At 75.1% G+C, this 15762-nt stretch carries 13 protein-coding genes; 11 read left to right on the top strand and 2 right to left on the bottom strand.

Going from position 1 to position 15762, the window contains the following annotated elements; all coding sequences use genetic code 11:
* The first annotated feature begins 138 nt into the window (after positions 1–138).
* Entirely contained in the window at positions 139–1464 is a 1326-nt protein-coding gene (locus tag AC067J_RS08575) for an IS701 family transposase (RefSeq protein WP_478297142.1), read from the top strand.
* Positions 1465–1538: 74 nt separating this feature from the next.
* On the opposite strand, the gene AC067J_RS08570 is transcribed toward AC067J_RS08575, so the two are convergent.
* The gene (locus AC067J_RS08570) at positions 1539–3467 is read right to left on the bottom strand and encodes a helix-turn-helix domain-containing protein (RefSeq protein ID WP_478297141.1); all 1929 of its coding nucleotides are present in this window, start codon (positions 3465–3467) and stop codon (positions 1539–1541) included.
* A 174-nt stretch (positions 3468–3641) separates the two neighbouring features.
* Positions 3642–4817 carry a transaldolase family protein gene (locus AC067J_RS08565; RefSeq protein WP_478297140.1) on the bottom strand — a complete coding sequence of 392 codons (1176 nt, stop codon included), beginning with the start codon at positions 4815–4817 and terminating at the stop codon, positions 3642–3644.
* Between the two features lie 248 nt (positions 4818–5065).
* Between AC067J_RS08565 and AC067J_RS08560 the strand changes: the two genes are divergently transcribed.
* The 10 genes from AC067J_RS08560 to AC067J_RS08515 all read left to right on the top strand — a co-directional run bounded on the left by AC067J_RS08560 (position 5066) and on the right by AC067J_RS08515 (position 15726).
* Positions 5066–5683 (top strand): NAD(P)H-dependent oxidoreductase, encoded by a 618-nt coding sequence (locus AC067J_RS08560; protein WP_478297139.1) that lies wholly within the window; start codon positions 5066–5068, stop codon positions 5681–5683.
* Between the two features lie 52 nt (positions 5684–5735).
* Positions 5736–6917 carry a 3-deoxy-7-phosphoheptulonate synthase gene (locus AC067J_RS08555; RefSeq protein WP_478297138.1) on the top strand — a complete coding sequence of 394 codons (1182 nt, stop codon included), beginning with the start codon at positions 5736–5738 and terminating at the stop codon, positions 6915–6917.
* A 164-nt stretch (positions 6918–7081) separates the two neighbouring features.
* Positions 7082–7852 carry a 2,3-dihydro-2,3-dihydroxybenzoate dehydrogenase gene (locus AC067J_RS08550; protein WP_478297137.1) on the top strand — a complete coding sequence of 257 codons (771 nt, stop codon included), beginning with the start codon at positions 7082–7084 and terminating at the stop codon, positions 7850–7852.
* Positions 7845–8618, top strand: a complete 774-nt coding sequence (locus AC067J_RS08545; RefSeq protein WP_478297136.1) for an isochorismatase family protein — start codon at positions 7845–7847, stop codon at positions 8616–8618. Before AC067J_RS08550 ends, AC067J_RS08545 begins: the two co-directional genes overlap by 8 nt.
* A complete protein-coding gene (locus AC067J_RS08540) occupies positions 8615–10621 on the top strand; it encodes an anthranilate synthase family protein (RefSeq protein WP_478297135.1) in 2007 nt (668 codons plus the stop codon). Before AC067J_RS08545 ends, AC067J_RS08540 begins: the two co-directional genes overlap by 4 nt.
* Before the next feature lie 88 nt (positions 10622–10709).
* Positions 10710–11732, top strand: coding sequence for a 3-oxoacyl-ACP synthase III family protein (locus tag AC067J_RS08535; protein WP_478297134.1), 1023 nt, complete (start codon positions 10710–10712; stop codon positions 11730–11732).
* A 136-nt stretch (positions 11733–11868) separates the two neighbouring features.
* Positions 11869–12672, top strand: coding sequence for an arylamine N-acetyltransferase family protein (locus tag AC067J_RS08530; protein WP_478297133.1), 804 nt, complete (start codon positions 11869–11871; stop codon positions 12670–12672).
* Positions 12673–12677: 5 nt separating this feature from the next.
* Positions 12678–13148, top strand: a complete 471-nt coding sequence (locus AC067J_RS08525; RefSeq protein WP_478297132.1) for a YybH family protein — start codon at positions 12678–12680, stop codon at positions 13146–13148.
* A gap of 23 nt (positions 13149–13171) precedes the next feature.
* Positions 13172–14284: a phenylacetate--CoA ligase family protein gene (locus AC067J_RS08520; protein WP_478297131.1), complete on the top strand. Its 1113-nt coding sequence runs from the start codon at positions 13172–13174 to the stop codon at positions 14282–14284.
* Positions 14284–15726 (top strand): aldehyde dehydrogenase family protein, encoded by a 1443-nt coding sequence (locus AC067J_RS08515; protein WP_478297130.1) that lies wholly within the window; start codon positions 14284–14286, stop codon positions 15724–15726. Before AC067J_RS08520 ends, AC067J_RS08515 begins: the two co-directional genes overlap by 1 nt.
* The last annotated feature ends 36 nt before the right edge of the window (positions 15727–15762 follow it).

The following is a 15762-nucleotide window of genomic DNA, read 5'->3' as shown; positions in this document are numbered from 1 at the left end:
CTCCGTACCGGTGGTCCGGGTCCAGGTGGCCGGGCCACCGCCGCGAGCGCCGGACGGGTGGGCTGCGCACCTTAGCGGGAGGGGGCGCGGCACCTAGCGTGAGGACGGCGCAGCCATCCGCGCATTCGAGGGGGATCAATGAGTGGTCTCGCCCTGGGCGCCGGGAGCGTTCCGGTGCACGGCGTTCCGACGCACGGCCTTTCGGTGCACGACGTCCCGGCGCACGGGGTCCCGGCGCACGGTGTGCCGCTGCACGGTCTTCCGGTGCACGGGGTCCCGGTGGCGCGGCAGCTGCCGGGCGAGCCCGGACCGGGCCTCGACGCCTCGCACGACGTCCTGCTCCGGGAGCTGTGCGCGGTGCTGTTCGCCTCGCTGCCCCGCAGCGACCAGCGGCAGAAGGGCGTCCAGTACCTGCGCGGCCTGCTCGGCGCGCGCGGGCGCAAGTCGATCCGGAACATCGCCACGGTGGTCGGCGGCCAGGCCGCCGAACAGAGCCTGCACCACTTCATCACCAGCTCCACCTGGGACTGGGGACCGGTCCGCCAGGCGCTGGCCCAGCACCTGGCCCGGATCGCCCCGCCGCAGGCGTACGTGCTGCGGCCCATGGTGATCCCGAAGGCCGGCGACCACTCGGTGGGTGTGGACCGCCGGTTCATCCCGGCCCTCGGCCAGGTGCTCAACGCCCAGCAGGCGGTCGGGGTCTGGGCCGCCTCGGAGAGCTTCAGCGGCCCGGTCAACTGGCGGCTGCACCTGCCGCAGGCCTGGCTGGACAACGAGCCCCGGCGCAGCCAGGCCCTGATCCCGGACGAGGTCGACGCGGAGACCCTCGGCGACTGCGCGCTGGAGGCGGTGCTCGGCCTGCCGGCCCGCTGGGGGCTGCCGCTGCGCCCGGTGGTGACGGACGCCCGGGACACCGACGGGCTGCGGATGGTGCGCCGGCTGCGGGCCGAGCGGCTGCCGATGCTGGTCCGGGTCGGCGGTTCGTTCCCGCTGCTGCCGGTGGGGCCGGTGCTGCCCGGGCGGCCGGCCGGACCGGGGCCCGCCTACCAGCTGATGACGGCGGCCCGGGAGCTGCGCCGGCCGGTGGTCTGGTCGGGCCCGGCCGGCGGGCTGCGCAACGGACTGGTCGCCTCGGTCCCGGTCCGGCTGCCCGGGCGCGCGGCGGGGCCTGGCCGGGACGGGCGGGGCGGCGGGGAGCTGCTGCTGCTCGGGGTGGGCGCGCCCGGGCGGCGGTGGCCGGCCGAGCTCTGGCTCACCGATCTGGTGGACCTGCCGGCGGCCGCCCTGGTCCGGCTGGCCCGGCTGACCGACCGGGTGGGCCGGGACTTCGCCCGGACCGCCGACCGGGTCGGGGTGCGGGACTTCGCCGGGCGGTCGTTCAGTGGCTGGCACCGGCACATCACGCTGGCCTCGGCGGCCCATGCGGTGGCGGTGCTGGCGCGCGGCGACGACCGGCGGGTGTGACCGGCGGGTGTGACCGGCGGGTGTGACCGGTGGGGCTTGGCGCGGCGGTCGTGGATGATGGAGCTGATGAGGCGTCAGAACGGGTGTCCGGGAGGGTCCTTGTGGGCGGCGCGGTCCAGCAGGACGCGCCGCACCCGGCAGAGCTTGAGCGCCAGCTGGACCTCGAAGGCCCGCTCGGGCTTCTGCCAGTCCGGGCCGAGCAGTTCGCCGATCCGCTCCAGCCGCCGCGCCACCGTGTTGGGGTGGACGTGCAGTTTCTGTGCGGCGTGGGTCGGACTGTTGCCGGTCTCGAAGTACGCCTGGAGCGTGCGGGTCAGCTCGGTGAGCCGCTGCCGGTCGTAGTCGAGGACCGGTCCGACGGCGGACTCGATGAACCCCTCGATGTCATGGTTGTCCGCCAACAGTACGCCCACGAAGCCGAGTTCACGGACGGAGGCGGCGCGGCCGACGGCGCCGAGCGAGGTCATCGCGTCCAGGCAGCGCAGCGCCTCCTGGTAGCCGTGGAACACCGAGGTCGGATCGGAGACCGGGCCTGCCGCGCTGACCGTCACCGGGATGCCCAGCAGCGGGGTCAGCTCCTCCGAGACGGCGCGGGCGGCCGTCCCCGGGTCACTGCCGGGCAGCAGCAGGACCGCCCGGCCGTTGTGGACCCGTTTCAGCCCGCTCATCCGGTGGGCGTACAGGTTGGCCCAGGTCGCGGCCTTGCCCTGGGCCTCCCCTTCGGGCCGGGCCACCACCAGGACGTGCGCGGTGGACAGGTCGATGCCCAGCCGGCGTGCACGCAGGGCGAGTTGCTGCGGCGGGCGCTGCGGGCTGGCCAGCAGCTCGTCGAGGAGTTCGTCCCGGACCTGGCCGGCCGGACCGACCGGGCCGGCGGCCCGGCCGCCCTCCAGCAGCAGCGCCACCGCGACCGCCTGCGCCACGCTCTGGCAGAACTCCGCGGCCAGGTCGGCCCGGCCGGTGGACGGGCGGGCCAGCAGGGTGCCCAGGTCGGTGGAGCCGGCGCAGACCGGGGCGGCCCAGAGCGGTCCGGCCAGCCGGACCGGGCGGCCGGCGGCGTGGGTGTCCACCGCGGTGGCGACCACGGTGGGCTCGTCCAGCTCGGGCAGGTCGCCGGCCGAGGCGACCACCGTGCCGTCGGTGGCGTACACCCGCAGGCCGAGGTCGAGGCGCCGGCCGGCGTCCCGGACCAGGGCGTGCGGGTCGCCCCCGGAGAGCGCCAGGTCGACCAGGGCGCGGTGGGCCGCGGCGAGTTCGCCGAGGGGGCCGTCCGGCGGCGGTCCGGCGGCCGGGCGGGCGGCGAGCTCCAGCAGCCGGGCCTTCTCGACCGCCACCCCGGCGAGGTCGCCGAGCGCGGCCATCAGGGAGATCTCGTCGGTGGTGAAGCAGCGGACCGTGCGTTCGGCGACGTACAGCACGCCGAACGGGCGGGTGCGGTGGCCGAGCGGGACGGCCACCACGGCGCGCAGGCCCTCGGCGCGGATCGCCTCGTCGATCACCGGGCTGTGCCGGATCCGGTCGTCGGCCAGGTAGTCCGGGGTCCAGTGCGGCGCCGGGTCGGCGAGCACGCCGGCGCCCAGGCCGAAGCCGTCGGGAATCCGCAGGCCGACGGCGAGGGACCCGGCCGGGCCGTCGGTGGTGCGGATCCGGACCTGCCCGTGCTCCTCGTCGGCGGTGGTCAGGTAGGCCACGTCGGCGCCCAGCAGCAGCCGGGCCCGGCGGGTGATCACCTTCAGCAGGCCGTCCAGGTCGTACGGCAGCGCCAGGTCGCGGGCGGTGTCGGCGAGCGCGGCGAGCCCGGCCTCGCGCCGGCGGCGGCGCTGCGACTGTGAGCGTATGGAGAGGCCGAGCTGTTCGATCCGGCCCAGCGCCTCCCGTTCCCGGGGCGACTCACAGCTCTTCCGGGCCTGCTCGACCAGCTCCTCCAGCTGGGCGGCGGGCGCCTCGCTGGCCAGCAACTCCAGGACGTTGAACGCGATTGAGTCGGCCGACCGTCGCGTCATGACCTTCCCTCCCCCCAGGCCCTCCCGAGCAGAAGGAGTGCGTGACGGCCTGCAAATCGGAAGGTATGCGGGGGCGGATGTTCCCGTCAAGCACAGGTCCGGGCCGGTCGCCGGGCCACCGGTGAGAGGTCGGACACCGCCGGGCGAACACAAGTGATGGTTCGTCAAAGATCCTCAGCTGCCCCGGAGTCGGGCTGGTTCGCTGTCCCCCGGCAGGTCGGACGGGCGGGCCAGCCGGGTGGCGGCCGAGGCGTGCAGCCGGAGCCAGTGGTCGACGAGCCGCGGGACGCTCTCCTCCTCCAGCCGCCGCACCACCGCGCAGTAGTCGATGCCGAGCCGGCCCAGCCGGTCCAGCACCGCCTGGGCCGCCTCGTGCCGGCCCATCAGGGTGTCGCCGTCGAGCCGGAGCTTGCGGACCGCCTCGTCCAGCACCGGCCGGGTCATCGCGTGCGCGGTGCCCCAGGAGACCAGACCGGCCACGTACCGGGCCTGCGCGGCGGCGGCGCCGGCCAGCGCGGAGTCGGTCCACAGCAGCCGCTGCGGCCGGGCCCCGGAGGCGCGCAGGGTGCGCCAGCGGCCGTCGCCGAGCCGCTCCTCGTACGCCCGGTACATCAGCCGGGCCGCCGCCTGGGCGGTCAGGCCGCGCAGCGCGAGGGCGTCGGGGGTGCCGAGCGCGGTCAGCCGCCGGTCGATCTCCTGGTCGACCCGGCCGACCGGCAGCGACGCCACCGAGGCGATCGCCGCCAGCGGCCGGCCGGCCGCCAGCGCCTGTTCCAGGCCGTCGAAGTAGGCCTCCACCACCTGGCCGTAGCGGTGCACCGAGAACAGCCCGGTCGCGTGCACGCCGAGGCCGAGGCCCACGCAGTCGCGGATCGCCCCCAGGCCCTCGGGGGTGGCCGGGATCTTCACCAGCAGGTTGGGCCGGTCCACCGCGCGGGCCAGCTCGACGGCCTCGGCGGTGGTCGCCGCCGGATCGTGCGCCAGCCGCGGGTCGAGGTCCGCCGAGACCAGGCCGTCGTGGCCGTGGGCGGTGCGGAAGACGTCCAGGAACTGGTCGCAGACCAGTCGCAGGTCGTGCACCGAGGCGGCCCACACCGAGCCCTCGGGGGAGACGTCGTGCCCGGCGAGCCGGGCCAACTGCTCGGCGTAGACCGGGTCGCGGCGCAGCCGGCCGGCCAGCAGCGCGGGGTTGGTGGTGGCGCCGCGCAGGCCGGACTCGTCGATCAGCCGGCCGAGCAGGCCCGAGGTGGCCAGGCCGCGGTGTATTCCGTCCAGCCAGGGGGAGACGCCTTCGGCGATCAGCGGCCGCAGGTCTCGTCGACTGGGTGGGGCGGCCGGCGGTTTCTTCACTGCGGGATCACTGCTCCTCGGCTCTGCGACGGCCCGAAAACGGTGCCGGGCACCGAGGATAGGGAGCAATTCGTGCCCGGAAAAGTCACTCCCCCGGTCAATGTCAGGTCGGGTCGAACGGGACATCTGATGAGTATTTGATGGACTGCGACGCCACCTGACGAAGTGCCGGGAACTCCGTTGGCCGACCCGCTGTCCACCGTCAAGGATCAGCTGAACGCGCCCCCGTCCCCGAGGAGTTCGCTGCCATGACCACCATTGCCGTCATCTATTACTCGTCGACCGGAAATGTCGCCCGGCTGGCCGAGGCGGCGGCCGCCGCCTCGGAGAAGGCCGGTGCCGAGGTGCGGCTGCGCCGGATCGCCGACCTGCCCGACGACACCTACGTGCCCGGGACCGAGGACGCCGCGCGGGAGCTGCGGGAACGCACCGCGGACGTCCCCGTGGCCGGGCTCGACGACCTGGCGTGGGCGGACGGCATCCTGATCGGCACCCCGGTGCGGTTCGGCCTGCCGGCCGCGCCGGTCCTGCGGTTCGTCGACTCCACCGCGCCGCTGTCGATCCCGGGCGGGCTGGCGAACAAGGCGGTCTCGGCGTTCACCTCGGGCTCGGCGCCGCGCGGCGGCCACGAGACCACGATCCTGGCCCTGCACAACGCGTTCTGCCACTGGGGCTCGCTGATCCTGGCCACCGGCTCCACCGATCCGGTGCTGTTCCGGCCCAACAACGGCAACCCGTACGGCGCCAGCGCGGTCTCCCGGAACGTGCCCGGGCAGGTCCACGAGGAGAACATCGCCGCCGTCGAGTACCAGGCCCGCCGCGTGGTCCGGGTCGCGGGCGTGGTCCGGGGCCTCGACACGCCCTAGGGGCCTCCTGTGGATCAGGTCGGTCGAGGCCGGACCCCAAACCGTGATGGAGATGTCAGTGGACAACCTGCTCGTGGGCCCGCTCGCCGGCTGCCCCGCCAGACAGCAGCCGGACTGGCCGGATTCCGTCGAAATCGATTCCGTCAGACAGGAGTTGGCTGAAAGATCGGCCCTGGTGTCGGCCGCCGACGTGCACCGGCTGCGCGCCCTGCTCGGCCAGGTCGCGGAAGGCCGCGCGCACGTGCTCCAGGCCGGCGACTGCGCCGAGGACCCCCTGGAGTGCACCGCCGGGGACGTCGCCCGCAAGGCCGGGCTGCTGGACGCGCTGGCCGGCCTCCTGAAGATCACCACCCACCGCCCGGTGGTGCGGATCGGCCGGATCGCCGGACAGTTCGCCAAGCCCCGCTCGCACCTCACCGAACGCTGTGACGGCGTCGAACTCCCGGTCTACCGGGGCCACATGGTCAACGGTCCGGAGCCCGACCCGGTCCAGCGCACCCCCGACCCGCGCCGCCTGCTGAGCGGCTACGACGCCGCCCGGCAGGCCATGGTCCACCTCGGCCGGCTCGCCCCCGGCGAACCCTCCGCCGCCTGCCCGCCGGTGTGGACCAGCCACGAGGCGCTGCTGCTCGACTACGAACTGCCGCTGCTCCGCCGGGACGAGGAGGGCCGTCCACTGCTCGCCTCCACGCACTTCCCGTGGATCGGCGAACGCACCCGGCAGCCCGACGGCGCCCACGTCGCACTGCTCGCCCGGGTGGTCAACCCGGTCGGCTGCAAGGTCGGCCCGGGCACGACGCCGGACGAGCTGCTCCGGCTCTGCGACCTGCTCGACCCCGGCCGCGAGCCGGGCCGGCTCACCCTGATCGCCCGGCTGGGCGCCGACCGCGCCGCCCGGGTCCTCCCCGGGCTGGTCAGGGCCGTCCGGGCCGCCGGACACCCGGTGGTCTGGCTCACCGACCCGATGCACGGCAACACCTTCAGCCGGCCCGACGGCCTGAAGACCCGCCTGGTGGAGACCGTCGTCCGGGAGGTCGAGGCCTTCCAGCAGGCCGTCCGCGCCGAGGGCGGCACCGCCGGCGGCCTGCACCTGGAGACCACGCCCGACGACGTCACCGAGTGCGCCGACGACGAGGCCGGGCTCGGCCGGGTCGGTGACAAGTACACGAGCTTCTGCGATCCGCGGCTCAACCCGGGCCAGGCGATCACCGTGGTGTCCGCCTGGCGCGCCTGACCCGGGCACGGCACCCGACGCACCGACCCCTCCGGCACCACCTGTCCCGTCCGGCACCGTCCGTCCCGTCCGGCACCACCCGCCCCCGTACGACCCCGCGTGCACAACCCCCAACCCACACCGCCGGCCCGCACCCCCGGGCCGACCCCAGGGAGGTCTGGCACATGCAGAACAAGGTGGCACTCATCACCGGCGCGGCCGGCGGCATCGGCGCCGCCGTGGCCCGGGCCCTGGCCGCCCGCGGCGTCCTGGTCGCCGCCGTCGACCGGGACGCCGGCCGCCTCGCCGAACTGGCCGGCAAGCTGACCGCCGAGGGCCTCACCGTCACGGCGATCCCCGCCGACGTCACCGACAGTGCCTCCGTCGAGGAGGCCGTCGACACCGCCGAACGACGCCTCGGCCCGCTCGACTACCTGGTCAACACGGCCGGCGTGCTCCGGCTCGGCGAGGTCCGCGACTTCACCGACGAGGACTGGCACAGCACCTTCTCGGTGAACGCCGACGGCGTCTTCCGGGTCTCCCGCGCCGTGGTCAACCGGATGATCCCGCGCCGCAGCGGGGCGATCGTCACGGTGGCCTCCAACGCCGCGGCCACCCCGCGCAGCGAGATGGCCGCCTACGCGGCGTCCAAGGCCGCGGCGACCCTCTTCACCAAGAGCCTCGGCCTGGAGGTCGCCCGGTACGGCATCCGCTGCAACCTGGTCGCGCCCGGCTCCACCGACACCCCGATGCTCAGCTCGATGTGGCACGACGAGAGCGGCCGCGCCGGCACCCTGGAGGGCCGGCCGTCCGCCTACCGGGTCGGCATCCCGCTCGGCAAGCTCGCGGAGCCGGAGGACGTCGCACACGCCGTCGTCTTCCTGCTCTCCGACGAGGCCGGCCACATCACCCTGCACGACCTCACGGTGGACGGGGGTGCCGGGCTCGGTGCGTAATGGCCTCCCCACCCCGCCGAGGCGGCCGGGCCTCCCGGCGATCGCCCCCTACCCGCTGCCCACCGCCGCCGACCTGCCGGCCAACACGGCGGACTGGACGCTCGACCCGGACCGCGCGGTCCTGCTCGTGCACGACATGCAGCGCTACTTCCTCGCGCCGTTCGGCGAGGACGGCCCGCTGCTCGCCAACGCCGTCCGGCTCCGCGACTGGGCCCGCGCGCACGGCTTGCCGGTCGCGTACACCGCACAGCCCGGCGGCATGACCCCCGAACAGCGCGGCCTGCTGGCCGACTTCTGGGGCCCGGGGATGCAGGCCGCCCCCGCCGACCGGGAGATCGTCGACCGGCTCGCCCCCGGGCCGGCCGACTGGCTGGTCACCAAGTGGCGCTACAGCGCCTTCTTCAACAACGACCTGCTGGCCCGGCTGCGCGCCGCCGGCCGCGACCAGCTGGTGCTCTGCGGCGTGTACGCGCACGTCGGGGTGCTGATGACGGCGGTCGAGGCGTTCACCAACGACATCCAGACCTTCCTGGTCGCCGACGCGGTGGCCGACTTCACGGCCGAGGACCACCGGATGGCGCTGGACTACGCGGCCCGGCGCTGCGCCGTGGTGCTGACCGCCGACTCGGTCACCGGCGACCCGGTGGCCGCGGCGGCCGGTCCGGCAGCCGGTTCCGCGGCCGCTCCGGTGACACCGGCGGCGGCCGGTCCCGCGGCGGAGCAGTCCGGTGCGGCCCCGTCGACCGCCGGGACGGTGACCCGATGAGCGAGCTGCTGGACCGGGTGCTGGCCGGGCACCCGCCGGCCTTCGCGCTGCTGCACCGCCCGGAGGCCACCGGGTCGGGACTGGTGGACCTGCTGGTCGGCGAGGTGTCCGCGCCGGCCACCCTGGCGGACCTGCCGTTGCCCGCCGAGCCCGCCGGGAAGGGCCACGAGCTGCTGGCGCTGGTCCCGTACCGGCAGATCTCCGAGCGCGGCTTCGAGGCGCCCGACGACGGCACCCCGCTGCTCGCGCTGACCGTCACCGAGCAGGCCGTCCTGCCGCTCGCGGAGCTGCTCGCCCGCCTGCCGGACGTGCCGATCACCCTGGCGGGCGGCCGTTTCGACGCCGACGACGAGGAGTACGCGGAGACCGTCCGCCGGGTGATCGGCGAGGAGATCGGCGAGGGGACGGGCGCCAACTTCGTCGTCAAGCGTTCGTTCGTCGCCGAGATCACCGGCTACACCCCGGCCGCCGCGCTGACCCTGTTCCGCCGGCTGCTCCAGCGGGAGACCGGCGCCTACTGGACCTTCGCGGTGCACACCGGGGAGCGGACGCTGGTCGGAGCCACCCCCGAGCGGCACATCAGCGTGCACGGCGGGCGGGCGGTGATGAACCCGATCAGCGGCACCTACCGGTACCCGGAGCGGGGGCCGGACCTCGACGGCCTGATGGACTTCCTGGCCGACCGCAAGGAGGCCGAGGAGCTCTTCATGGTGGTCGACGAGGAGCTCAAGATGATGGCCCGGATCTGCACGTCGGGCGGCCGGGTGGTCGGCCCGTACCTGAAGGAGATGGCGCGGCTCGCGCACACCGAGTACTTCATCGAGGGCCGGACCGAACGCGATCCGCGTGAGGTGCTGCGCGAGACGCTGTTCGCACCGACGGTGACCGGCAGCCCGCTGGAGTCCGCCGCCCGGGTGATCGCCAAGTACGAGCCTGGGGGCCGGGGTTACTACAGCGGCGTGGTCGCGCTGATCGGTCGGGACGCGGAGGGCGCGCGGGCGCTGGACTCGGGCATCCTGATCCGCACCGCCGACATCGACTCGGCCGGGCGGCTGCGGATCGGTGTCGGCGCGACGCTGGTGCGCCACTCGGACCCGACGTCCGAGGTGGCCGAGACCAGGGCCAAGGCGGCCGGGCTGCTCGCCGCGCTGGAGGACGGCGGCCGGGGCCGGTTCGGCGCCCATCCGAGGGTCCGCGACGCGCTGGCCGGGCGGAACCGCACGCTGGCCGGCTTCTGGCTCGCCGGCGAGGGCGGGGCCGGCGGCGACGAGACCGCGGTCGACGGCGCGAGACCCGACGAACGGCCGTTCCGACGCGCGGAGTTGGTCGGGCGACGGGTGCTCGTGGTGGACGCCGAGGACACCTTCACCGCGATGATCGACCACCAGTTGCGGGCGCTCGGCCTCGACGTCACCGTCCGGCGGTTCGACCGGCCGTACGGGCTGGCCGGCTCCGACCTGGTGGTGCTGGGCCCCGGGCCCGGCGACCCGCGCGACACCGCCCACCCGAAGATCGCCCATCTCCGTTCGCGGGTGAGGCAGTTGATCTCCGAGCGGCGGCCGTTCCTGGCGGTCTGCCTGAGCCACCAGGTGCTCTGTGCGGAACTCGGCCTGCCGCTGGTCCGCCGCGAGGTGCCCAACCAGGGCGTGCAGCGGGAGATCGACCTGTTCGGCGCCGGCGAGCGGGTCGGCTTCTACAACACCTTCGCCGCCTCCTGGACCGAAGGGACCGGCCCGGAGGGGGAGTTCGCACTGCCCGGCGGCACCGTCCGGGTCGCCCGGGACGCCGCCACCGGGGAGGTGCACGCGCTGCGGGGCCCGCGCTTCGCCTCGGTGCAGTTCCACGCCGAGTCGGTCCTCACCCGCGACGGCGTGCGGATCACCGGCGACCTGATCGCCCACGCGCTGGGCGGTCCGGCCCGGCGTCCGCCCGGCCCGGCTGACCCGTCCGGCCCGGCAGACCCGGCCGACCCGTCCGGCCCGGCCGATTCCGCGTCCACCTGACAAGGCCGCACCGGCCCTATGGCCCGGCCATTCCCGGGACCCGACGACCCGTCGGTGTCCGTCACCCGAGCAGACCGAGGGGACGAGGATGATAACGACGGGAATTCCCGGGAAGGGTCGCACACATTCGGGAATCGCCGTCCTGGGAACCGGCTCGTACCTGCCGGTCCGGGTGGTGGGCAATTCCGAGGCCGCCGCCCCGGCGGGCGTCACCGGGGAATGGATCGTTCGGAAGACCGGAATCGTCCGGCGCCGCCGCGCCGGTCCGGACCAGGCCGCCAGCGACCTCGCGGTGGCGGCCGGCCGGGCCGCACTGGCGGACGCCGGGGTCGGCCCGGCCGACCTCGCGCTGATCATGGTCGCCACCTCCACCCCCGACTCCCCGCAGCCGCCGACCGCCAGCGTGGTCGCCGACCGGCTCGGCGCCGCCCCCGGCACCGCCGCCTTCGACGTCAACGCGGTCTGCAGCGGCTTCGTCTTCGCCCTCACCGCCGCCGAGCGGATGCTCGGCGGCGCGGCCCCCGGGTACGCGCTGGTGGTCGGCGCCGACGTCTACTCGCGGATCCTCGACCCCACCGACCGGCGGACCGCCGTGCTGTTCGGCGACGGCGCCGGCGCGGTGGTGCTCGGCCCGGCCCCGGAGCCCGGCCGGGGCCTGCTCGCCGGCCGGCTGGCCGGGTTCGGCGCCGACCGCGGGCTGATCGGCGTCCCGGCCGGGGGAAGCCGGCTGCCCGCCAGCCCCGACACCCTCGCCCAGGGCCTGCACTGGTTCCGGATGGACGGCCGCGGGGTGCGCGAGTTCGTCGAGACCCGGCTGCCGGAGGCCGTCCGGTCCTTCCTGGCCGACGCCGGGTTCGCCCCCGGCGACCTGGCCGGCTTCGTCCCGCACCAGGCCAACGGGCTGCTGCTCGCCGACCTGGCCGACCGGCTCGGCATCCCCGCCGGGCGCACCTGCACCACCGTCGAGGAGTACGGCAACACCGGCTCGGCCTCGATCGCCGTCACCCTCGACCGGGCCGCCAGGGCCGGCCGCTTCGCCCCCGGGGACCTGGTGCTGCTGGCCGGCTTCGGCGGCGGCATGGCGATCGGCCTCGCCCTGCTGCGCTGGTGACGGCCGCACCCCGGCCGCACCCCGGCCGCCCTCGCGCGTACCGCGCACCGCCCGCCGGACCACTCGACTGCCAGATCGACCGCCCGACTGCCCAACCGCCCGACTGTCAGACCGACCGACCGACAAGGAGATCACCGTGCTGGACGACACCATGGTGGACGCGTACCTCGCCCGGATCGGCGCCGAACGGCCCGAGCGGGCCGACCTCGCCGCGCTCACCCGCCTCCAGGAGCGGCAGGTACTGTCCGTGCCGTTCGAGAACCTCGGCTACCACCTCGACGAGCCGATCCACATGGACGAGCAGGTCCTCGACAAGATCGTCCGCCAGCGCCGCGGCGGCGGCTGCTACGAGGTCAACCCGGCCTTCTCGTTCCTGCTCACCGCACTCGGCTACCAGGTCGAGATCCTCCCCGGCCGGGTCCACCGCCCCGGCGGCACGCTCGGCGCGGCCATGTGCCACCTGGCCCTGCGGGTCACCGTCGACGGCGAGCAGTGGCTGGTCGACACCGGCTTCGGCCGCAACAGCCGGCGCCCGCTCCGGCTGGCCTCCCGTGAGGTCCAGCACGACCCGGACGGCGACTACCTGCTCGCCGACGTCGAGGGCGGCGGCTTCGACGTGCTGCTCGACGGCAAGCCGCTGTACCGGCTGGAGGACCGCCCGGTCCGCATCGAGGACTTCCGCCCCACCCTCTGGTGGTACCGCACTGCGCCCGAATCCCCGTTCCTGCAGGACGTGTTCTGCTCGCTGCGGACCGAGGACGGCCGGATCACCCTCAAGGGCAACAAGCTCTCCACGGTGGCCGGCAGCGAGCGCTCCACCGAGGAGTTCGCCGGCGACGCCGCCGTCCTGGAGGCGTACAAGACCCACTTCGGGTTCAGCCTGGACCGGCTGCCCGACCAGCCGGACGGCGGCGTCACGGCCGGCGTCCAGACGGGATGACCGCCATGACCACCAGCGAACCCCGCACCGCGGCCGGGCGCCCGGCGCCCCCGGCCCCCACCGACCCGGCTCCCACCGACCCGGCTCCCACCGACCCGGTGCCCCCGGCGCCCACCGACCCGGCCCGGCTGCCCGCCGTCTTCGCCGAGGCCTTCAACACCGGCGACCAGGCGACCGTCGAGGAGCTCTTCGAGCCCGGCGCGCTCTTCGTCGACCGGCCCGGCGTCGTGGTGACCGGCGACGACCGGCGGGCCGCGACCGCCCGCTTCCTCGCGCTCGGCCTGCCGATCCGGATCACCCTCCGGCACTGCTACGTCAACGACGACCTCGCCCTGCTGATCGGCGACTACCTGATCGAGGGCGAGGGACCGGACGGGCCGGTCCGCTCCGAGGGCACCGCCACCGACGTCGCCCGGCGCGGCGCCGACGGCCGCTGGCGCTACGCCATCGACAACCCGCCCGGCACCGACCGCTGACCCCCACCCCTGGAAGGACCGCTGTGTCTCCTGCCGCCGACCCCGCCGCCGACCCGGTGCTGGACCTCCCGTTCGACGCCGTGCCCGACCCCGAGGAGTACCTGCGCGCCGCCATGCGCTGGCACTTCTCGCCCGAGACCGGCTCCCCGTTCTGGCTGTCCCGGGCCGCCTCCCTCGGCTTCGACCCGCTCACCGAGGTCCGCACCCACGCCGACCTCGCCAGGTTCCCCAACCTCGCCAACGAACTGCGCACCGCCCGCGTGGAGGACCTCGTCCCGCGCGGCTACGGCGACCGCCCCGAGGTGGTCGGCGTCTACGAGAGCGGCGGCACCACCGGCGCGCCCAAGCGGATCGTGCTGCTGCGCGACTGGCTGGACCGGCTGCTCGGCTGGTCCAGCGCCCAGCTCGACGGCCACGGCGTGCCGCAGGGCGTCAACTGGCTCGTCGTCGCGCCCACCGGCCCGCACATGGTCGGCGACGTCATCAAGGCCCAGACCGCCTACCGGCGCGGCCTCTCCTTCACCGTCGACCTCGACCCGCGCTGGGTGAAGAAGCTGATCTCCGAGGGCAGGGCCGCCGAGGCCGGCGCGTACGCCGAGCACATCGTCGACCAGGTCGCCTACCTGCTGGAGACCCAGGACGTGGGGGTGCTGATGTGCACCCCGCCCGTGCTGGAGCGGATCGCCCGCCGGGACGGCCTCGCCAAGCTCGTCGGCGAGAAGATCCGGGCGATCAACTGGGTCGGCACCCAGATGGACCCCGACACCCGCCACCTGTACCGCACCGAGGTCTTCCCCGACGCCGTGCTCTACAGCGGCTACGGCTCGACCATGATCCTCGGCAACGCCAGTGAGCGGCACGGGCTGACCGACGACGACCCCTGCGTCTACGACCCGTACTCGCCGTACATGAGCTTCGGGGTGGTCGACCCGGAGACCGGCCGGACGGTCGGCTACGGCGAACGCGGGCAGGTGGTCATGCACCACGTCTCCAGGAGCCTGCTGATGCCCAACAACCTGGAGCGCGACCTCGGCACCAGGATCGCCCCGCTGCCGGGGCAGCTCGGCGACTCGGTGGCGGACATCGCCCCGGTCCAGGAGTTCGACAACGAGACCGTGATCGAAGGGGTCTACTGATGGCCGAGCCGCTGCAGCCGGCCGGGGGCCGCGACACCGCCGGGCCCCCGGAGCCGGCCGGAGACCCGGCGCCGGCCGGGCTCCTGCAACTCGACGCGCTCGGCCCCGGCGAGCCGTTCCGGGCCCGTCGGCGGACCGTCGTCGGCGACGTCACCGGCGCGCCGTTCGCCGAACTCAGCCTGGTGCCGCGGCTGTTCGTCACCCGCGCGATGCGGGCGCTGCACGCCGCCGAGTCCCTGCCGGCCGCCGAGCGGTTCGCCGCACTGGCCCGGGCCGGGCGGATCTTCACCGAGGAGACCATCGACGGCCTCGACCTCCCCGCCTACCAGCGGGCCGTGGCCCGGGTCTCCGGCGTGCCGATCGGCGTCGTGCGGGACGCCGTCCGGGCCATCGCCGACTCGGCCGGGAAGGCCGGCTGGTCCGCCTACCGGGCCCAGCCGGTCGGCGCGGTGAGCGACTGGCGGGACGGCGCGACCCGCGACGGCAGCGCCGTCTGGACCAGGCGCGGCGAGGTCTTCGCCGTCCACGCGGCCGGCAACCACCCCGGCCCGCACGGGCTCTGGCTGGAGGCGCTCGCCCTCGGCTACCGGGTCGCCGTCCGGCCCTCCCGGCGCGAACCGCTCACCCCACACCGGCTGGTCACCGCCCTGCGACTGGCCGGCTTCGGCGCCGACCAGGTGATGCTGCTGCCCACCGACCACGACGCCGCCGACGAGATCCTGAACGGCGCCGACCTCGGCATGGTCTACGGCGGCGACGAGGTGGTCCGCAAGTACGCGGGGAGCAACGTCCTCCCGCAGGGCCCCGGCCGCTCCAAGATCCTGCTCACCCGGGACACCGACTGGCGCGCCCACCTGGACACCGTCGTCGACTCGATCAGCCACCAGGGCGGTGTCGCCTGCATCAACGCCACCGCCGTGCTGGTCGAGGGCGACCCGGCGCCGCTGGCCCGGGCGATCGCCGAGCGGCTGGCCGTCATCCCCAGCCTGCCGCCGGAGGACGAGAAGGCGCGGCTCGCGGTGCAGCCGGTCGCGGAGGCCCGGGCGATCGAGGCCTTCCTGCTGCGCCGCGCCGCCGGCACCCGAGCCTGGCTCGGCGGGGACGGCGTGGTCGCCGAACTCGGCGACGGCAGCGCGGTGCTGCGGCCCGCCGTGCACCAGCTGGACCGGCCCGACGCCGAGCAGGCCGGTCTCGAACTCGCCTTCCCCTGCGTCTGGGTGGCGCCGTGGACCCCCGAGGCCGGGGTCGCGCCGCTGCGCGACTCCCTGGTGCTGACGGCGTTCACCCGGGACGACGAGCTGTTCGACCGGCTGCTCCGGGAGCCCAGCATCAGCAACGTCTACCGGGGCGACCACCCGACGTACTGGCTCCGGCCCGGGGTGCCGCACGACGGCTACCTGGGGGAGTTCCTGATGCGCACCAAGACGGTCATCCGGGACTGAGCCGTGCGACGGCCGGAAGGCCCCGGTCCGCGCGGA

This window comes from Kitasatospora sp. NPDC042419 (genome assembly GCF_056437345.1).
This window is presented reverse-complemented; position numbering and strand designations above follow the sequence as displayed.